This window comes from Aeromicrobium piscarium (assembly GCF_007421815.1).
Taxonomy (GTDB): domain Bacteria; phylum Actinomycetota; class Actinomycetes; order Propionibacteriales; family Nocardioidaceae; genus Aeromicrobium; species Aeromicrobium piscarium.
The window spans coordinates 1-19,110 of sequence record NZ_VLNT01000025.1; the positions used below are offsets into that span (position 1 = coordinate 1).

20 protein-coding genes and 1 rRNA gene are annotated in these 19,110 nt (G+C 69.7%); 20 read left to right on the forward strand and 1 reads right to left on the reverse strand.

Annotated features, from left to right (window positions below; translation table 11 throughout):
- From rrf to FNM00_RS17340, 17 genes are all read left to right on the forward strand, one after another.
- Positions 1-74 (forward strand): 5S ribosomal RNA (gene rrf, locus FNM00_RS19575); the annotation flags it as partial.
- A gap of 172 nt (positions 75-246) precedes the next feature.
- Positions 247-468 (forward strand): MrpF/PhaF family protein, encoded by a 222-nt coding sequence (locus FNM00_RS17265; RefSeq protein WP_221933800.1) that lies wholly within the window; start codon positions 247-249, stop codon positions 466-468.
- An 8-nt stretch (positions 469-476) separates the two neighbouring features.
- Complete coding sequence (locus FNM00_RS17270) at positions 477-746, forward strand: cation:proton antiporter (RefSeq protein ID WP_221933801.1); 270 nt, start codon at positions 477-479, stop codon at positions 744-746.
- Positions 743-1,657, forward strand: a complete 915-nt coding sequence (locus tag FNM00_RS17275; RefSeq protein ID WP_143914782.1) for a hydrogenase subunit MbhD domain-containing protein — start codon at positions 743-745, stop codon at positions 1,655-1,657. Before FNM00_RS17270 ends, FNM00_RS17275 begins: the two co-directional genes overlap by 4 nt.
- The gene (locus tag FNM00_RS17280) at positions 1,654-1,941 is read left to right on the forward strand and encodes an NADH-quinone oxidoreductase subunit K (RefSeq protein WP_143914783.1); all 288 of its coding nucleotides are present in this window, start codon (positions 1,654-1,656) and stop codon (positions 1,939-1,941) included. The genes FNM00_RS17275 and FNM00_RS17280 overlap by 4 nt, the downstream gene beginning before the upstream one ends.
- A complete protein-coding gene (locus FNM00_RS17285) occupies positions 1,938-3,383 on the forward strand; it encodes a complex I subunit 5 family protein (RefSeq protein ID WP_143914784.1) in 1,446 nt (481 codons plus the stop codon). Before FNM00_RS17280 ends, FNM00_RS17285 begins: the two co-directional genes overlap by 4 nt.
- Positions 3,380-4,903 (forward strand): complex I subunit 5 family protein, encoded by a 1,524-nt coding sequence (locus FNM00_RS17290; protein ID WP_143914785.1) that lies wholly within the window; start codon positions 3,380-3,382, stop codon positions 4,901-4,903. Before FNM00_RS17285 ends, FNM00_RS17290 begins: the two co-directional genes overlap by 4 nt.
- The gene (locus FNM00_RS17295) at positions 4,900-6,672 is read left to right on the forward strand and encodes a complex I subunit 5 family protein (RefSeq protein ID WP_143914786.1); all 1,773 of its coding nucleotides are present in this window, start codon (positions 4,900-4,902) and stop codon (positions 6,670-6,672) included. The genes FNM00_RS17290 and FNM00_RS17295 overlap by 4 nt, the downstream gene beginning before the upstream one ends.
- Positions 6,669-7,175, forward strand: coding sequence for a Na+/H+ antiporter subunit E (locus FNM00_RS17300; RefSeq protein ID WP_185973219.1), 507 nt, complete (start codon positions 6,669-6,671; stop codon positions 7,173-7,175). The genes FNM00_RS17295 and FNM00_RS17300 overlap by 4 nt, the downstream gene beginning before the upstream one ends.
- Before the next feature lie 62 nt (positions 7,176-7,237).
- Positions 7,238-7,603 carry a single-stranded DNA-binding protein gene (locus FNM00_RS17305; RefSeq protein WP_143914788.1) on the forward strand — a complete coding sequence of 122 codons (366 nt, stop codon included), beginning with the start codon at positions 7,238-7,240 and terminating at the stop codon, positions 7,601-7,603.
- Positions 7,600-8,604 (forward strand): HAD-IIA family hydrolase, encoded by a 1,005-nt coding sequence (locus FNM00_RS17310; protein WP_143914789.1) that lies wholly within the window; start codon positions 7,600-7,602, stop codon positions 8,602-8,604. The genes FNM00_RS17305 and FNM00_RS17310 overlap by 4 nt, the downstream gene beginning before the upstream one ends.
- Positions 8,601-8,801, forward strand: a complete 201-nt coding sequence (locus tag FNM00_RS17315) for a hypothetical protein (protein WP_143914790.1) — start codon at positions 8,601-8,603, stop codon at positions 8,799-8,801. The genes FNM00_RS17310 and FNM00_RS17315 overlap by 4 nt, the downstream gene beginning before the upstream one ends.
- 147 nt (positions 8,802-8,948) lie before the next feature.
- On the forward strand, positions 8,949-9,776 hold the full coding sequence (locus tag FNM00_RS17320) for a TlyA family RNA methyltransferase (RefSeq protein WP_143914791.1): 828 nt from the start codon (positions 8,949-8,951) through the stop codon (positions 9,774-9,776).
- Positions 9,773-10,687: an NAD kinase gene (locus FNM00_RS17325; protein ID WP_143914792.1), complete on the forward strand. Its 915-nt coding sequence runs from the start codon at positions 9,773-9,775 to the stop codon at positions 10,685-10,687. The genes FNM00_RS17320 and FNM00_RS17325 overlap by 4 nt, the downstream gene beginning before the upstream one ends.
- Entirely contained in the window at positions 10,687-12,360 is a 1,674-nt protein-coding gene (gene recN / locus FNM00_RS17330; protein ID WP_143914793.1) for a DNA repair protein RecN, read from the forward strand. Before FNM00_RS17325 ends, recN begins: the two co-directional genes overlap by 1 nt.
- 295 nt (positions 12,361-12,655) lie before the next feature.
- On the forward strand, positions 12,656-13,831 hold the full coding sequence (gene steA, locus FNM00_RS17335; RefSeq protein WP_143914794.1) for a putative cytokinetic ring protein SteA: 1,176 nt from the start codon (positions 12,656-12,658) through the stop codon (positions 13,829-13,831).
- Complete coding sequence (locus FNM00_RS17340) at positions 13,828-14,694, forward strand: copper transporter (protein WP_185973220.1); 867 nt, start codon at positions 13,828-13,830, stop codon at positions 14,692-14,694. Before steA ends, FNM00_RS17340 begins: the two co-directional genes overlap by 4 nt.
- Before the next feature lie 59 nt (positions 14,695-14,753).
- Here FNM00_RS17340 and FNM00_RS17345 read toward each other — a convergent pair whose 3' ends face one another.
- Positions 14,754-15,386, reverse strand: coding sequence for a TetR/AcrR family transcriptional regulator (locus FNM00_RS17345; protein ID WP_143914796.1), 633 nt, complete (start codon positions 15,384-15,386; stop codon positions 14,754-14,756).
- A 139-nt stretch (positions 15,387-15,525) separates the two neighbouring features.
- On the opposite strand from FNM00_RS17345, the gene FNM00_RS17350 reads away from it, so the two are divergent.
- The 3 genes from FNM00_RS17350 to FNM00_RS17360 are packed head-to-tail and all read left to right on the forward strand — an operon-like array spanning position 15,526 to position 19,023.
- A complete protein-coding gene (locus tag FNM00_RS17350) occupies positions 15,526-15,996 on the forward strand; it encodes a MaoC/PaaZ C-terminal domain-containing protein (RefSeq protein ID WP_143914797.1) in 471 nt (156 codons plus the stop codon).
- A complete protein-coding gene (locus tag FNM00_RS17355; RefSeq protein WP_143914798.1) occupies positions 15,993-17,576 on the forward strand; it encodes a class I adenylate-forming enzyme family protein in 1,584 nt (527 codons plus the stop codon). The genes FNM00_RS17350 and FNM00_RS17355 overlap by 4 nt, the downstream gene beginning before the upstream one ends.
- Positions 17,569-19,023, forward strand: coding sequence for an APC family permease (locus FNM00_RS17360; protein ID WP_185973221.1), 1,455 nt, complete (start codon positions 17,569-17,571; stop codon positions 19,021-19,023). The genes FNM00_RS17355 and FNM00_RS17360 overlap by 8 nt, the downstream gene beginning before the upstream one ends.
- The last annotated feature ends 87 nt before the right edge of the window (positions 19,024-19,110 follow it).

Here is a 19,110-nt window from a genome sequence, read left to right on the forward strand (position 1 = left end):
ACCCGGAAGTCAAGCCCTTCAGCGCCGATGGTACTGCACTGGAGACGGTGTGGGAGAGTAGGACGTCGCCGGACAAACATTAGCGCGAGGCCGCCCCAAACACACCTGGGGCGGCCTCGCCGCATTTGTGGACCTTTTCGCTCACGCTGCGGATATGCCGTGTTCCTCCTAAAATCGTGCCAAGCACGAGGGAGCGGAGGTTAGGGCATCGGCGCAGCGGACACGGCCTTGTCGATCACGGCAGCCGTGGTGCTTCTCTGTACCCTCGCCGGTCTCTGGCGCGCCGGGCGGGGTCCCACCGCCCGGGACCGGCTCACCGCCTTCGTGCTGCTCGGCACCACAGGTGCCGCACTGCTCGCCGTGCTCGGCAGCCTGACCGGCACCGCGGCTTTCCGGGACGCCGCCATCGCGGTCGTGGCCCTCGCCACCGTCGTCGCGCTCGTCTGGACCCAGCGGGCGGGCCGATGATCGTCCTGATGACCTTGCTCCTCGGCGTAGGAGCCCTCTTCATGATTGCGGGGACAGTGGGTCTCCTGCGTTTCCCCGACCTTCCGACGCGCCTGCACGCCGTCGCGAAGGCGGACAACCTCGGGCTCGGCTTCATCATCCTCGGCCTGATCGTCCACACCGTGTCGAACGGAGTCGGTGCGGGCGTGGTGGCCAAACTCCTGCTCATCTGGATCCTTGCCCTCATCGGCACGGCGGTGAACAGTCACCTGCTGGCGACACGCGAGGACGACGGATGAGTCTGGAGATCGGTGTCTTCGACGGACTCCTGCTGGCAGGTGTCGTCTTGTCAGCTGTAGTCGCCGTGCTGGTCCCGCGGCGCACGTCCGCGGTCGCGGTCTTTCTGGTGTTCGGGCTGCTGCTCGCTCTGCTGTGGGCTCGATTGGATGCCCCCGACATCGCTCTGGCGGAAGCCGTCCTCGGTGGCGGTGTCACCGGGGCGCTGCTGGTCGACGCCCTCGCCTCGAAGCAGGCAGAGGTGCCTCGACGCAGGTCGTGGGCGCTCGCCACCGGCATCATCGCCGGCATCATCGCCTTCCTGGGCATGGGATGGGTGGTCTCCCGGCTGTCGGAACCGTCGGGGCAGCTGCCTCTCCTCGTGGACGACCACATCGGGGGCAGCGGCGCCGAACATCCCGTCACGGCCGTGCTGCTGAACTTCCGCAGCTTCGACACGCTCTTGGAGATCGCCGTCGTGATGACGGCCGTCTTCGCGGCCACCGCCGTCAGCGATCGCTCCTGGACGCGGACTCTCTCGGCGTCCGGTGAGCTGCGGATCATCGCCGTGGTCCTGCTGCCCGTCGTCTCACTGCTGGCCGTGTGGATGCTGGTCGCCGGTACCACCCGGCCCGGAGGCGCCTTCCAAGCCGGAGCGATGGTGGGGGCCGGCCTCGTCATCGCCCACCTGACCGGAACTCGGCGCACCTCGACCCGAGGCCCGTGGGGCGATGCGCTGATAGTGCTGGGTCTCGTCGTGTTCATCCTGCTCGCGTTCTCGACGGCCGTCGGCGGCGCGGGGTGGCTGGTCCTGGGCGAGTCCTGGGCGTCGACGGCCATCCTCGCCGTCGAGGCGGTGCTGGCGGTCAGCATCGGGGTCGGCCTCGCGAGGATATTCCTCGCGAATCGGAGAGAACCAGGGGAGGCTCGGTGACCGTCGTCGACCTCGCCCTCATCGCCGGTCCCGCCATCGTGGTGATCGGACTCGTCGGCCATCTCCTGGTCGGTGACCTGCTGCGACGGATCGTCGCCCTGAACGTGGCCTCCGGTGGCGTCATGATGGTGCTGCTCGCCATCGCCGCCCGCGGTGAGGCCCCCGACCCGGTACCGCAGGCGCTCGTCCTGACCGGCATCGTCATCATGGCCGCGGTCACCGGCGTGGCGCTGGCCTTGGCGCGCCGCGTCGACGCGGTGACCGACGAGAGCGAGGGTCGATGAACTACCCCGCGCTCCTGCCCGCGCTCGTCCTCCTGCCGCTGCTCTTGGCGGCCGTGACGGCCCTGGTGCCTCGAGGATCGCGAAGGACCGCCGGCGCGGCGGCCGCCTCGACGACAGGGGCGCTCGGCATCGGCGTCGTCGCGTTGATCGGCGGGGGCAGCTGGGAGCTCGCGCTCGCGGGCTGGGAGGCGCCATTGGGGATCACCCTGCGCGCCGACGGCACCAGCACCGCGTTCCTGGCACTCGTCGCCGTGGTGGGGACGGCGGTGACGGTCTACGCCGCGGCCGAACCCAGCCTCGCCGGAGGCCCCGACTTCTGGCCCTTGTGGCTCGTCCTCTGGGCGGGCCTCAACGGCGTGGTCGTCGCCGGTGATCTGTTCACCATCTACGTGATGCTCGAGCTGGTGACCATCGCGGCCGTCGCGCTCGTGGCCCTCGGCGGCAGGTCGGCCGCCTCTCCCGCGCTGCGTTATCTCTTCGTGGGCGTCGTCGGGTCTCTGCTGTTCCTGCTGGCTGTTGCGCTCGTCTACGCCGAGACCGGCACCCTCGACCTGCCCCAGGCCACCGCGGCACTGGAGCCCGGCCCGGTCCTGACCTCGATCCTGGCGCTGACGCTCCTCGGCATGGGAACGAAGATGGCGCTGTTCCCCTTGCACGCCTGGCTGCCGGTCGCCCATCCGGCCGCTCCCGCGGCCGTGAGTGCGGTGCTCTCGGCGCTGGTCATCAAAGCCGGCGTGATCGTCCTGTGGCGGATCTGGTTCGGTATCGCCGATGGCACCGCGGCGGTGCAGGTCCTCGGCGTGGCGGCCGGTATCGCCGGGGCGGTTGCCGTCTTCTGGGGCGGGGCGATGGCGCTGCGGTCGTCCCGGCTGAAGCCGATCGTCGCCTACTCCACCGTCGCGCAGGTCGGATACTTCGCGATCGTGCTGTCGCTGGCCGACGGTTCCGCGGCCGGCTGGTCCGGGGGAGTGATCCTCGTGCTCGCCCATGGGCTGGCGAAGGCCGCGATGTTCCTCGCCGCGGGCACACTCGCCTTCGCCTACGGCACCGACCGACTGTCACGGCTCCACGGCGCGATCAGCCACACCCCGATGACCGTCGCCGCGCTGGCGATCGCCGGGATCAGCCTCGCCGGACTGCCTCCGACCTTCGGTTTCGTCGCCAAGTGGCAACTCCTGGTGGCAACGATCGAACAGGGAGAGTGGTGGTGGATCGGTGTGCTCCTGCTCGGTGGTCTGCTGACCTTCGGTTACACCGCCGCGATGGTCCGCGCCACCTTCAATCGCCCCGGTGACGACGAGGTGCCTGCCCCGTACCCGGTGCCCGCCATCCTGGCCGTGGTGCCGTTCATCCTCGCGATCGCCTCGGTGGCTTTCGGGGTGTTCTCGGCCGGACTCGTCGATCTCCTCGCCGAGGACCCGACGGCGAGGGGACGCCCATGACTCCCGAAGCCTCGGTCGACTACAGCATCGTCCCCCTGCTGATGCTGCTGACCTCGCTGATCCCGGCGGGGATCATCTTCTGCCTGCGCGAGGATCAGGTGCGGTGGCGTACGACCCTCAACCTGGCCGGTGCGCTGGCCAAGGTGGGCTTCGTCGTGGCTCTGATCCCGCCCGTCGTGGCCGGTGACAAGCTCCGCGCCTCGATGCCGTGGGTGCCGGGTGTGGACCTCGTGCTCGTCACGGATGCGTTCTCGCTCTTCTTCGTCGCGCTGTCGGCCGGGCTCTGGCTCGTGACGACGATCTACGCGATCGGATATCTGGAGGGCGCACCGAACCGCTCGCGCTTCTTCGGATTCTTCAGCCTGTGCGTGACCGCGACGACCGGTATCGCCCTGGCCGGCAATCTCATCACCTTCCTGCTGTTCTTCGAGATGCTGACGCTGGTGACCTACCCGCTGGTGGCGCATCGCGGGACGAAGGACGCACTCGACGGTGCTCGTACCTACCTGGCGTACACCTTGGGTGGCGGGGTCGTCCTGCTGGCGGGCGTCGTCTGGCTCACCGTGTTGGTGGGTCCGGTCGAGTTCACGGCCGGAGGTGTGGAAGCGGTGGCCGAGCTCGCCGCCGACCGACCGGGGGTCACCACAGCGATCGGCGCGCTGCTGCTCATCGGCATGTCCGTCAAAGCGGCCATCGTCCCACTGCACGGATGGTTGCCGGTGGCGATGGTGGCACCGGCGCCCGTCAGCGCACTGTTGCATGCGGTGGCCGTCGTCAAGGCGGGTGCCTTCGGCATCGTCCGGGTCGTCCACGACCTCTTCGGGCTGTCGGTCGCCGGCGACTTGGGACTACTGCCGGTCCTGGCGGCCTTCGCGGGATTCACCATCGTGTACGGATCGATCCGCGCTCTGGCACAAGACGACCTGAAGAAGCGACTCGCCTACTCGACGATCTCCCAGCTGTCCTATGTCGCCCTCGGGGCCGCTCTAGTGGCGCCGCTGGCGACCGCCGGAGCGCTCGTCCATATCGTCCACCAGGGGATGATGAAGATCACCCTGTTCTTCTGCGCCGGGCTCTTCGCCGAGGTGCAGGGCATCTCGAAGATCAGTCAGCTCACCGGGGTCGGCCGGCGGATGCCGCTGACGGCCGCCGCGTTCACGGTCGGGTCGCTCGGCATGATCGGACTGCCCCCGCTGGCCGGTTTCGTCTCCAAGTGGCCGCTGGCCCTCGGCGGACTGGACGCGGGCACCGCCTGGGTGCTGCCGGTGCTCATCGTGAGCACCCTGCTCAACGCGGCGTACTTCCTGCCCGTGGTCTACGCCCTCTGGCGCCCCGAACCCGATGAACAGGCGACCGCCGCATCGGCCGGTCCTCCTCGACGTCGTCTGGAAGCGCCTGCCGCCCTGCTGTGGCCGGCGGTCGTGACCGCTGCGATGGTGCTGTTCATGGGCGTCGCCGCGGGATGGACCTATTCGCCCTGGAGCCTGGCCGAGATGATCGCCGAGGGGAGCTACCGATGATCTGGTGGATCGCCGCGGGGTGGCCGCTGCTCCTGGTCGCCTCGCTCATGGCATCAGGAGTGGTCCCACGGAGCACGGCCGAGCGTCTGCGCGACCGAGTGTCGCGCTTCGGCTGGCTGGCCGTGGTGCCCGCCGGGATCCTGTGCGTGACGGCAGACTCCGAGACGGTCACCGTGGCCTGGATGCTGCTCGGCACGTCGGTGGCCCTCGATGACATCGCGCGTCCTCTACTCGCGATGGCGGTGGTGCTCTACGGTCTGGCGCTCTCCTTCATCCCGCGCTCCGGCACCGAGCGTCCAGCTCTGCTGTCCGGCTTGGTGATGGTGTGTTTCGTCGCCAATGCCGGCGTCTTCGTGGCCGCCGATCTGATCACCTTCTATCTGTGTTTCACCGTGATGAGCTTCGCCGGCTACGGGCTGGTGGTTCATTCCGGATCCGGATCGGCACGCCGTGCGGGTCGTATCTATCTGGTGATGACCGTCCTCGGCGAGGGGGCCGTCCTGTCGGCGATGGTACTGGTGGCGCGGGCCGGCGGCATGCGGCTCAACGAATCCGCCGCCGCGGTCGCGGCATCACCGGACCGCGATCTCATCATCGGGCTGCTCCTCGTGGGCTTCGGGGTGAAGGCCGGGACGGTGCCCCTGCACGTGTGGCTTCCGCTCGCCCACCCGGCGGCGCCCACGCCTGCCAGCGCGGTGCTCTCGGGAGCGATGATCAAGGCCGGCCTCGTGGGCTGGCTGCGGTTCCTGCCGTTCGGCGAGAGCGAGGTCGGTTGGGGCACCGCCTTCGTGGCGCTCGCGCTCCTCGGAGGCTTCCTGGCGGTACCTGTCGGGCTGCTGCAGGACGATCCGAAGGTCATCCTCGCGTACAGCAGCATCAGCCAGATGGGATTCCTGGCCGCCCTCGTGGGCGTCGCGCTGGCCATTCCCGAGGTCGCCCCGGCGTGCGCGATCGCGGCCGTCATCTATGCGGTCCACCACGGTCTTGCGAAAGGGGTGCTGTTCCTCGGCGTGCAGATGTGGGATGTGGAGCGCTGGCGACGCTGGCCCGTGGCGGTGCTGATGACCCTCGCCGGGCTCTCGGTCATCGGCGCGCCGCTGACGAGCGGCTACGTGGCGAAGTACGGAGCGAAGGAGGCCGTCGGTGCCGCCACCTTCCCGGCCTCCGGCGGGATCGCCCTGGCCGAGGTGCTCCCGTGGGTGGGTCTCGGATCGACCTTGCTGCTGGCACGGTTCGCGGTCGTGATGTGGCGGCGTGACCGAGCTCCGTCGCCCACGCCGGTCACCCGTGATACCGCGTGGGCGTCCGCCGCGGTCGTCCCGGTGGCCGCGGCGGGGTGGCTCGCGGCCTCCCACGAACCGCTCTCCAGCCGACCCGGTTGGTTCGACCCAGGGACGTGGTGGGCGCAAGGGTGGCCGCTGCTGGCGGGCCTCGCGCTCGCGGTGGCAGCGGCGCTGACCGCACGCCGGCCCCGCTGGAACGACTCGCGTATCGCCCACCCGCACGGGGACGTCGTTCCTCCCGGCGACGTGGTGACCCTCGAGGAGAGGCTCGTCAGGTCCGCAGGGAAGGGACTGCGCGCCATATTGCATCGGCTCGAACGCCTGGCGGCGGGAGTTCGGTCACGCCTCGCTCCGCCGGTCTCGCTGGTCGCGGCGGTGGGGCGGGTCCAGCGGTCGCTCGGTGCCTGGGAGGTCTCCGGGGCGGTGCTGCTCATCCTGATCGCCGTCGCCATCGGATGGGCCGCGGTGAACGGAGGCGCGACATGATCGGATCGGTCCTCGCACGCGCCGCGGTCGCGTCGCTCCTCTGGGTGGCGGTCGTGGAGGCGGATGGTGGCGTCCTCTCCTACGGGATGGTGGCCGTCCCGCTCGCGGTCGCGGTGAGCTATGTCCTCACGGGCCGTCCCGCTCGCGGGCGAGCGGGACGTTGGAAGCGCGGTCTCGCGTCGGTGCGGCTCGGCGGCTGGCTGCTCGGCCGCTCCGTGCTCGGGGGGATCGACGTCGCGCGCCGTGCCGTGCGGCCTTCCGGTGCCCGTGTCGATCCGTACTGGACGACCTATCGGACGAGCCTGCCCACCGAAGGCGCCCGTATCGCGCTCGTGTTCCTCATGAATCTCATCCCCGGCTCCTTGTCGGCGAGTCGCGACGGCGATCTGATCGAGGTCCACGTCATCGGCACCGACCTCGACGTGGAGGCAGCGCTGACCGCGCTCGAAAGCCGTATCGCGCGGGCCGCCTGGACTCCGTCCACAGCCGCGGATCCCTCCTGACCCCGTCCACAGATCGGGTGAGCCGCCTGGATCGGGCGGTCGGTTCGCCGGAGGGTTGGGCCATGAGCCAGAGTCCAGAGACCTCCGTCCCTCCCCACGACACCAACGAGGTGCACCTCACCGGCCGCCTCTCGTCCCCGCCGGCCGCGAGAGTGCTGCCGTCCGGCGACCAGATCGTGACCTTCCGACTGGTGGTGCGACGCAGCGCCAGGGCGCGCCGGCGATCGAGGCAGAGCGTCGACAGCTTCGAATGCACGGCATGGACCGCGGCCTTGCGACGGCGCGCTCTGCGCCTCGCCGCCGACGACCTCGTCGAGGTCCGGGGCGAGCTGCGGGCGCGCTTCGCTCGGGGACAGCACGGGCTGGTCGGCCGGGTGACGGTCGACCTGCAGAGCCTGACGAGGGCGCCGGTAGCCTCGTCGCCATGACATTGCGCTCGTCCCCAGGCCCTCTCGTCGACGATCACGATGCCGTGCTGCTCGACCTCGACGGAGTCGTCTATGTCTCCGACCACGCGGTCCCGGAGGCCGTCGAGGCGTTGACGAAGGCGGAGGCCGGGGGAGCGGCGCTGGCCTTCCTCACGAACAACGCCGCCCGGACCCCGCGGGCGGTGGCCGACCACCTGCGGAGACTGGGGCTGCCGGCCGACATCGAGGATGTCGTCACGTCGGCACAGGCCATCGCTCGGGTGATGGCCGATGAGCTCGAGACGGGCTCCCGGGTGCTCGTGTGCGGTGGCGAGGGGTTGCGCGAGGCCGTCCACGATGTCGGCCTGGTGCCGGTCTCGTCGGCCGATGAGACACCTGACGCCGTCGTGCAGGGCTACTTCCCCGAGATCGGCTGGCGCGATCTCGCCGAGGTCGCCTACGCCGTCGAGGCGGGTCTGCCCTGGTACGTCAGCAACACGGATCGCACGATCCCCACGGCACGGGGTATCGCCCCAGGCAACGGGTCCTTGGTGGAGGTCGTCCGCGTCGCGGCCTCGGCTGAACCGCGTGCCATCGCCGGCAAGCCCTACCTCCCGTTGTTCGAGGTCACGGTGGAGCGCATCCAGACCGAGCGTCCGCTGATGGTGGGCGACCGGCTCGACACGGATATCGCGGGGGCCCGCGCCGCCGACATCGCGTCGTTCGCCGTGCTCACCGGGGTCAGCGGCATCGCCGATCTCGTCGCGGCCACCGAGGACGAGCGTCCCGACTACGTCGCGGCCGATCTCCGCGGGCTCCACCAAGCCCATCCGCCGGTCGAGACCGATGGCGCCACCGCCACCTGCGGTGACGCGGTCGCCCGCTCTACCGATGGCCGGATCGCCCTGGATCGTCCCGCGGCCGATGTCGCGAGCCTGCGGGCCGTGGTCGGACTCGCCTGGCACCTCCGGGACACGGGTTCGGCGATTCCGTCCGTGGACAGTGGGACACTGGGCCTATGAGCGAGCTGAATGAGCGCAGCGAGGGCGGCGCGGAGAGGGAACCGGAGGGCGGTCCCGAGGAGGTCGTCGCGGGGGTCCTGCAGCAGCTCGACGATCTCGAGGACGTCACGATCGACGAACACCCGGCGCGCTTCGACGCCGTTCACGACGACCTGCGGCGCGTGCTGCGCGGCGAACCGGTCGCTCCGCCCTCATGAGCGAGCGAACGATGGGGTATCTCATGCCGGTCGTCGCCTATCGTGCTTCTTTTGAGGCGGTGGCGGCATGAGTGAGCGCAGCGAGCGAGCGATGGGGTATCTCATGCCGGTCGTCGCCTATCGTGCTTCTTTTGAGGCGGTGGCGGCATGAGCCGACGGGTGCGTCTCGATGCTGAGCTCGTGCGCCGGGGACTGGCCGGCTCTCGCGACCAGGCGGCCGGCCTGATCGCCGAGGGCGTGGTCAGCGTCGCCGGCGCCACGGCGAGCAAGCCCGCGACGCAGATCACCACGGACCAGCCGATCGTGATCGCGAAGGACACGGGTCCGCGCTATGCGTCGCGCGGCGCGTACAAGCTGCTCGGGGCCCTCGAGGTCTTCGAGCCCGCCGGCCTGGAGGTGAGCGGTCGTCGCGCGCTCGACGCCGGAGCCTCGACCGGCGGGTTCACCGATGTCCTCCTGCGCCGAGGGGTGCGCGAGGTCATCGCGGTCGATGTCGGCTACGGCCAGATGGTGTGGGCATTGCAGAGCGATGAGCGGGTCCACGTGCTGGATCGCACCAATGTCCGGACCCTCACCCGCGAACAGATCGACGGTCCCGTGGACCTCGTGGTCTCGGATCTGTCCTTCATCTCCCTGACGATCGTCATGCCGGCGCTCACCGCCGTCACCGAGTCTGCCGGCGACATCGTCCTGATGATCAAGCCGCAGTTCGAGGTCGGCCGCTCGAATCTCGGTAAGAACGGCGTGGTGCGTGACCCGGCCTTGCACGCCGGCGCGATCATGCAGGTGTGCACCAGCGCCCACGACCACGGATGGGGCACGCGGGCGCTCGCGCCCAGTCCCTTGCCGGGGCCGGCGGGTAACGTCGAGTACTTCTGCTGGCTGCGTTCGGATGCTCCACCACCGGACCCTGCCGATGCGGAGCGGGCCGTCGCGGCCGGGCCGCTGTCCCAACGAGGAGGAGCCTCGCGATGAGAAGTGTCCTGATCACCGTGCATACTGCGCGCCCCGATGCCGCGGCCGTCGCGGCGACCTTCGCGCGCGAGCTCCAGAAGGCGGGCATCGAGGTGCGGGTGATCGACAGCGAGTACGACGCGATTGCCGCCCAAGGCATCGAGGACCTCGTCGTCGTGGGCCCCGGCCCCGGGGCAGCGGCAGGATGCGACCTGGTAGTGGTGTTCGGTGGCGATGGCACGATCCTCAGAGCTGCGGAGATGTGCCGTGGCACCGGGGCCGCCGTCCTGGGCGTGAACCTCGGGCACGTCGGCTTCCTCGCCGAGGCCGATGTCGAGGACCTCCATGAGATCGCCGAGCGGGTGATCGCCGCGGACTTCGAGGTGGAGGAGCGGTTGACCGTCGACGTCTCGGTCACCGTCGGAGGTCGCGAGGTCGGCCGCAACTGGGCGTTGAACGAGGCGACGGTCGAGAAGGCCTCGCGCGAACGCATGATCGAGGCGGTCGTGGAGATCGACGGCCGCCCGGTGTCCCGGTGGGGGTGCGATGGCATCGTCTGCGCCACGCCCACCGGTTCGACCGCCTACAACTTCAGCGCGGGCGGGCCGATCGTCTGGCCCGAGGTGGCGGCGCTCCTGATGGTCCCCATCAGCGCTCACGCGCTCTTCGCGCGACCACTGGTCGTGTCCCCGGACTCCACCCTCGCGATCGAGATCGTCGGCGACACCCCGGCCGGCATCCTGTGGTGCGACGGACGCCGCGCCGCCGAGCTGCCGGTCGGGGCGCGCATCGAGGTGCGGCGCGGGGCCGAGCCGGTACGGCTCGCCCGCCTGCACACCGCGCCTTTCGCCGACCGGCTCGTCCGCAAGTTCGAGCTGCCGGTGGCCGGGTGGCGGGGAGCGGCCGAGCGACGCCGGGAGGCGATGTCCTGATGTGGAACTATCTGCGTTTGTCCTCGCTGGGCGTGATCGAGGAGGCCGAGCTCGAGCTCGGTCCGGGATTCTCGGTCATCACGGGCGAGACGGGAGCCGGCAAGACCATGGTGGTCACCGCGCTCGGGCTCCTCCGCGGCGAGCGCGCCGATTCCGGGCTGGTGCGGGTCGGGGCCGAGCGGGCTCGGGTCGAGGCCGGGGTCGGCGTACCCCAGGGCGCCGTGGCCGCCGGGCTCGTCGAGGACGCGGGCGGCGATGTCGATGACGGTGAGATCCTCCTGGGGCGTGTGCTCTCCGCCCAGGGCCGGTCGCGCGCGACCGCCGGCGGTGCGACCGTTCCCGCCACGGTTCTCACGCAGGTCGCCCGCGAGCTGGTGGCCGTGCACGGGCAGTCCGATCAACAGCGCCTGGTGCTGGCCGCGCAGCAGCGCGATGCCCTCGACCTGTACGCGGGAGCCGAGGCACGTGAGGCGCTGGCCGCCTACCAGGATGCCTACCGCCGCTGGCGTGAGGCACAGCGTTCGCTGGCGCAGCTGCGTGAGCACGCCGGGGAGCGGCTCCGCGAGCTGGAGATGCTCCAGCACGGTCTCGGTGAGATCGAGGAGGTCGACCCGGCACCCGGCGAGGACGAGGAGCTGGCGGCCGAGGAAGGGCGACTCGCGCACGCCGAATCGCTCATCGGGGCCGCCGCGTCCGCGGCGGAGGCGCTCTCGTCCGACGAGGGCGGAGTCGGCGTGATCATCGGGGCTGCCCACCAGCAGCTCGCGCATGCCGCGGGCCACGACGACCGACTCGACGGGCTCGCCGAACGACTGGCGAGCGCCGGGATCGAGGTAGCCGATATCGCCTCGGAACTGCAGCACTATGCGGCTGACATCGATCTCGACCCGGCCCGCCTGGCGGCTGTCCAAGAGCGTAGGGCTGCGATCACCGCGCTCGTCCGTCGCTACGGCCCGACCCTCGATGACGTCCTCGACTGGGCGAAGTCCGCTGCCGCCCGGGTTCCCGAGCTCGATGGCGATGATCGGCGGCTCGAGCAGCTGGAGGCCGAGATCGCCGCGCTCGGACCACAGGTCGGCGAGCTCGCCGAGCGGTTGCGTGCGGTGCGACGGTCGGCAGCCAGCACCTTCGCCGAACGGGTGCAGGCCGAGCTGGCGGAGCTGTCGATGCCCTCGGCACGTCTCGAGGTCACCGTGGAGCCCGCTGACGAACCCGCGTTGCATGGCGGCGATGTCGTCGAGTTCGGCTTCGCGGCCAACTCAGGTACGGCTCCGCGGCCGATGAGCAAGGGGGCGAGCGGGGGCGAGCTCTCGCGCCTGATGCTCGCCCTGGAGGTCGTCCTCGCCGACGAGCACACGGTGCCCACCCTCGTATTCGACGAGGTCGATGCCGGGATCGGCGGCAAAGCGGCGGTCGAGGTGGGACGGAGGCTGGCACGCCTCGCACGTCACGCCCAGGTCATCGCGGTCACGCACCTCCCGCAGGTGGCGGCATTCGCCGACGATCACTTCGTGGTCACCAAGTCCGATGACGGTGCTGTGACGGCCAGCAGCGTGCGGCGGCTCACGCCCGACGAGCGGGTCGACGAGCTCGCCCGGATGCTCGCGGGACTGGACGACTCGCGTGCCGCGCAGGAGCATGCGCGCGAGCTCCTCGACCTCGCCGGCCACTGACCCCCCCGGTGGTCGAGTAGCCGCGAGGGACGAGCGGCGATGGAGCCAGCGCATCAGGGGGCATAGCCGCGCTGGAGCGAGGCCATGTGGGGTGGTTTCGATACGGTCGCTCGCATGGAGCCAGCGCATCAAGGGCGTAGCCGCGCTGGAAGCGAGCTTCCTACTCAACCACCGATCCCTCACCTCGGTGGCCGAGTAGCTCAAGGCCGTCGCGGCTTGACGGTTGGGTCACAGTGCAATGGCTCGTCGTGCCTCCGCGATCTGGGGGCCCTGGCGTGTCAGCATGGAAGGCGCTATGGCTCTTCTCAAACGCAATCGCGTGGTCGACCCGGACGCGCCGGGTGTGCGCGGACCGGCACGCATCGCGCGTCAGTCCTCGGACTTCGCCGGCGTCCGCGCCGGTGACGTCGTGGTCATCGACCTCCCCGACCTGGAGGTTCAAGACGCCGAGGTGCTCGTCGCGCGCGAGGTCGCCGCCGTCGTCAACGTCGCCCCGTCCTCCACCGGCCGGTACCCCAATCTCGGCCCCCAGGTGCTCACCAGCGCCGGCATCCACCTCGTGGACGATGTCGGCGAGGGGCTGTTCGCCCGGCTGCGCAGCGGCGAACAGGTCCGCGTCGAGGGATCGGCGGTCTTCCGCGGCGAGGAACTGCTCGCCACGGGTATCGAGATGACCGGAGAACGGATCTCCGAGGGGCTCACCCAGGCCTCGACCGAGCTCTCCAACCGGCTCGACTCGGTCACCGCCAACGCTTCGGACCAGCTGCGTCGCGAGCGGGCGATGCTCTTCGAGGGCGCGCGCATCCCGCGCTTGCAGCAGTCCGGCCGTGGGCGGGCCGCGGTGATCGTGGCCGACACCTTCGATGTCGAGGACGACCTCAAGGGCATGCGCCGCTTCATCCGCGACAACGACCCGCTCCTGATCGGCGTCGGCAAGGGCGGTGACGTGATCGCGGGGCTCGGTCTGGTCCCGCACGTCGTCATCGGCACGGACGAGCAACTGACCAACAGCTCGATCGACAAGGCCCGCGAGGCCGTGGTGGTCTCACCGGCCGGTCGGCTGGACCATCCCGAACGGTTCGAGCAGCACGGCACCAATGCCATGGTGTTCGCCGCCAGCGGGGCCAGTGAGGATCTCGCTATCCTGCTCGCCGACCACAACGATGCCGATGTCATCGTGCTGGCCGGCGCCCCGCCGACACTCGTGGCCCTGCTGGAGCGCGACACCGCCGATGTCGGCAGTGCATTCGTGGCCCGGCTCAAGGCCGGCACCAAGGTCGTCGACGCGAAGGCCGTGCGGTTCTTCGCGGTGCAGCGACTCACCTGGCTCGTGCCGTTCCTCCTCCTGCTCGCCGGCGTCGTCGCGGTGATCGCGGCGGTGCTCACCACCCCCGCCGGCCAGGTCTGGTGGACGGACCTGCGTGATCTCGTCGGCAGCGGCATCTCCTGGATCGAAGGACTCTTCTCGTGATCAACCTGCGGTACCACCTCGTCTCCTTGGCGGCCGTGCTCTTCTCGCTCGCCGCCGGCATCGCCATCGGCGCCGGACTCCTCGACGACGCCGGCGCCAGCATCTCCAACAATCAGAGCCGGCAACAGGACATCTCCCCGGCCGTCGCCGGATTCGATGCCGCCTACGCCGAGAACACCGGCCCGGACCTGATCCGCGACTCGCTGAGCGATGAGAGCGTGGTCGTCTTCACCACGCCGGGGGCCCAGGACGCCCAGGTCACCGGCATCGTGGAGAACCTGCAGACCGCCGGCGCTCAGGTCACCGGACAGGTGGCGCTGACCTCCAAGCTGCTGGCGCCCGCCAATCGACAGTTCTCCGAGGGAGTCGCCAACCAGTCCGGTGGTGACGCCGTGACCGGCGAGAGCGCCTACCAGCGGATCGGATCGGCCCTCGCGCGCGCCTATCTCGGCACCGAGACCGCCGAGGCCGACCAGGATGCCCGTACGATCCGTTCCGCCTTCGTGCAGGGCGAGCTGCTGGATCAGACCACCGAACCGGAACAGACGGCGACGCTCGCGGTGATCGTCACCGGCCCGGCCTCCCCGGACGATGCCGACTACGGCGCGGTGGTCGCCCAGCTGGCCCCCGCGCTGGACGATGCGAGCTCGGGCGTCCTCGTCACCGGACCGGTCTCGTCGTCGGAGGATCGGGGCATCGTCGGCCGGGTCCGTGCCGCGGACGGCACGCAGGACATCTCGACCTTCGATGTGACCGATTCGGCCACGGGACGGATCATGGCCGTCGCCGCGCTGGCTCGCGAGGCCGAGGGCAACCCCGGCGCCTGGGGCACCTCCCGTGCCGCCGACGGGCCCATCCCGTAGACCGCGAGTAACGACGCAGGGGCCGTTCCGGACATGCACCGGAGCGGCCCCTGTGTCGTTCACGTGTCGGCGCGGGGCTCCAGGTAGGGGGTCAGGTAGCGCTCGGTCAGCACCTTGAGTTCCTCGAGCATCCCGAGATCCGGGGGAGTGGACATGAAGGCCCGGTCGAGCAGATGGGTGATCGTGGTGACGGTCACCAGGGCGATCCGCTGGAGATCGGCATCGGAGTCGACCTGAGGACGCTCGGAGAAGGCCCGCGCCAGTGCCTGTGAGGCCAGCTCGGTCGACCGGTCGTCGAGGGCCTGGAGCTCGGGGCTCAGCACCAGTGCGCGCCGCAGGATGATGCCGGCCGGCCACTCCACGCGGAACGAGGCCATCCGGTCGATGATGTCGCTCATCCAGCCGCGCCAGTCCTCGGCATCGCGGAGCCGCTCGGTCGCGCTCAACACGGCATCGCTGCGCTCGGTCTCGAAGCTCTCGAAGAGGTCGACGATGATCGAGTGCTTGTCGGGGAAGTAGCCGTACAGGGTGGAGATGTTGACCCCGGCGCGGTCGGCGATCGCATTGGTGTTCAGCCCGTCCAGGCCTTCGTCGACGAGCAGGTCGACGGCCGCCTGGCGGATGCGCGCCACGGTCTGTCGCGAGCGGCTCTGACGCGGCTCACGACGACGGGGGGCGATTCGGTCGCTCATCACTCTCCTGGGGCTCGCCGGTGTCCTCGATCATGGCACAGGCAAAGTTCAAGTAAATACTTGGATACTCTTGACGATGGGCGTGATCGGTGCCACAGTTCAATCCAAGTAACTACTTGTATTTGAATCTGGAGACAGCATGACTCTTCCCGCACCGTCGGACCTCATCGGACGCAGCCACGTCTCGGACTGGCTCGAGATCGACGCCGAGCATCTCGCGGCGTTCTCGCGCGGGAGCTACCTCGAGCCCGACCGGGTCGACCTGACCATCAGCCAGAACAATGCCTTCGGTCCGACCCTCGTCGACGGCTTCCTGTTGCTCAGCCTGCTGGTCTACTTCGACTTCTCCGAACCCTTCGTCTCGATCGAGGGCGGTTACGGGCTGAACTACGGCACCGACCGGGTGCGGTTCACCACGCCGGTATTCGTCGGCGATCGCGTGCGACTGAAGCGCACCGTCCTCGAGGCCGAGGTCAAGACCCCCACCCGCACCCTCGTCACGCTCGACACCGAGCTGGAGCTCGAGAAGAGCGGCGATACCGCCATGTACGCGCGCTGGCTCTACCTGCTCATCGACCGCAAGGCCGAGGAAGCGAGCGACGCTCAGTGAACACCGGAACCGACGACGTGACGGTGCTGCCGCGCGTCGTCGACTATGTGCTCCGGCATAGCCGTGAACACCCCGGTCGCACCGCGCTGATCGGCCCCGATGACGAGCGTGTCTCCTATGCCGAGCTCGCCGAGCTGGTCCGCCGACACGCCCGCGCGCTCTGGGCGACCGGTGTGCGGCCCGGTGACCGGGTGGCGCTGATGGCCGCGCCGCGTCCGGAGTTCGTGGTCTCCTATCTCGCAACCACCGCGATCGGAGCGATCTGGCTGGGGCTGAACCCCCGGTACAGCGCCCGCGAGCTCGCCTATGTGCTCGCGGACGCCGCTCCGGTGCTGGTGCTGACTACGCTTCCGGCCACGGAACGCGAAGCACTGGACGAGGCCGCCGAGGGACTCATCGCGCGTCCGATCGCCGACATCGGTTCCGCCGAGCGACTGCGGGCCTTCGATGAGGACTCCCTCACCGGCACGGGGGACGAGATCGCCGTGGAGGCCACCGAGGCCTCGAAACTCGTCGACACCCAGGATCCCGCGATCATCGTCTACACCTCGGGCAGTACCGGCAAGCCCAAGGGCGCGCTCATCCGCCACTCGGGCCTCGTCCGCCTCGGGGTGGTCGAAGGTGAGACGTGGAAGCTCCGCGAACCGGTGGTGCTCTGCAATCTGCCGATCAACCACATCGGCTGCGTCGGCGATCTGGTCGGCGTGCCGCTGGTCACCGGCGCCACCTTGGTGCTGCGCGAGTCCTTCGATGCCGCGGAGGTGATCCGCGATGTCGAGGAGCTGCGGATCTCGGCGCTGTTTCAGATCCCCACGCAGCTGCAGCGGATCAGCGCGCACCCGGACTTCCGAACGCGGGACCTCTCCTCGCTGGAGCTGGTCGGCTGGGGCGGGTCGCCACTGCCGCGGGCCTCCTTGCAGGCCTACCGCGCACGGGGCGTCCGTCTGGTCTCGACCTACGGTCTCACTGAAGCGACCAGCTCGGTCACCTACTCCGATCCGGATGCCAGCGATGACGACCTGTTGACCACGGTCGGACGCCCCGACCCGGGCATGGAGGTGCGCCTGCTCGGCGAGGACGGCGAGTGGACCGAGGGCGAGGGGGAGGTCTGCGTCCGGAACCGCACGGTGATGGCGGGCTACCTCAACCGGCCTGAGGCCACCGACGAGGCGTTCACCGCCGACGGTTGGCTGCGCACGGGCGATGTCGGGCGGCTGCGCGAGGACGGGAACCTCGTCCTCGTCGGCCGCACGAAGGACATGTACAAGTCCGGCGGCTACAACATCTACCCGCGTGAGATCGAGCAGGTCCTCGAGGACCTGAAGGATGTCGAGCTGGCCGCGGTGGTCGCTCGACCGGACCCCGACTTCCACGAGGTCGGCGTCGCTTACGTCCAGGTGGCCGAAGGATCCGCGCTCGATGACGAGGCGCTGCGTTCCTGGTGCCGCGAACGGCTCGCCAATTTCAAGGTGCCCAAGGAGTTCGTCGTCCTCGACGAGCTCCCCCTCCTTCCGGTCGGAAAGGTCGACAAGAACGCGCTGCGGGCGCGTCATCACTCCACAGGAAAAACTCATGTCTGAACTACGCAAGACCATCAGCCCGCTGGCTCTGGTGGCGATCGGCGCCGCCGGGGTCATCGGCTCAAGCTGGCTCTACCTCGGCAGCACCTTCTTCCACGAGTTCGGTGCCGGCGGCACCATCCTCGGCATGCTGCTGGCGACGGCCCTCGCGGCGTGTATCGCGATCGCCTACAGCAATCTCGCCGCGCGGCTGCCACGTGCCGGCGGCGAGGTCGTGTACTCGGTCGTGGGCGGTAACCGGCTGCTCGGCTTCATCGTCGGTTGGCTGCTCATCGGCACGTACGCCGGAACGGTCGCCTTCTACGTCACGGCCACCGGCCGCCTGCTCAGCACCGCCTGGCCGTCGCTCAACACCGTGCCGCTCTATGAGATCGGCGGTGAGACGATCTACCTGCCGGTGCTGGCGATCGGCGTGGTGCTCACTCTGGTGATGCTCGCGCTGAACTGGAACGGCGTGGAGTTCAGCGCTCGCACCCAGCTGATCCTCTTCGGCATCATGGTCGTCCTCGCCGTGGCGGTCGTGGTCGCCGGATTCGGCAGCGGCTCGGCCTCGAACTTCTTCCCGATGTTCGACGCGGACGCGGACAGCTCGCCGATCGCGAACGTCCTCGGCTTCGTGCTGCCGGCCTTCGGCTTCCTCATCGGCTTCGGCGTCGTCGCGATCATGGCCGAGGAGGCCAAGGCGACCCCGCGCCAGATCGGCCGCATCGTCGTGATCTCGGTGCTGCTCGCCGGCGGCTTCTACGCCATCGTGCTCGCCGCCACCGCCTGGGTCATCCCGTGGCAGGACACCGCAGCGCTGACCAATGGCACGATCGAGGCCTTCGATGTCGCGGGCATGCCGCTCATCTCGACCGTCGCCTTCGTCATCGGCGTCCTGGGCATCGTCACCACCTTCATCGCGGTGTTCGCGGCCTCGTCGCGGTTGATGTTCGCGCTGGCGCGTATCGAGCTGTTCCCGCCGGTCTTCGGCAAGGTCGACGAGCGCACCGGCTCCCCGCGTGCGGCGCTCGTCCTGACCGCGGTGATCGGCCTGGCACTCGGCTCGCTCGGCCCGGGCGCGCTGGTGTGGTTCCTCAACACCGGCGGCGTCTACATCGGCATCGTCTGGGCGGTCACGGTCGTCATCATGTTCCGCATCCGCCGGATGACCGGCGGCGGTGGCTCGATCGTGTCGACGGTGCTGCCGGTCATCGGCGCGGTGGCCGCGGTCGGCGTCGTCCTCGCCGCGCTGATCCCCGCCAGCCCGCTGTCCCTGCGCTGGCCGGGGGAGTATCTGATCGTCATCGCGTGGGTCGCACTCGGGCTGGTGCTGTATCTGCTGTCGCCGCGCACGATGAGCCGCGAGGAATCGCTGCGGGCCCTGCTCGGCGAGTACTACGACTCGGTCTTCGGCGGCGGCGAGCGCCGCGCCGATCGTCCCGAGGTCGAGAGCGAGCGCAGCTAGAGCTGGCCCGCCCCTAGACGGCTACTCGACCACCGAGCCATCCCTCGGTGGTCGAGTAGCCTTGCCCGTTCACGGTAGGGGCTCCTC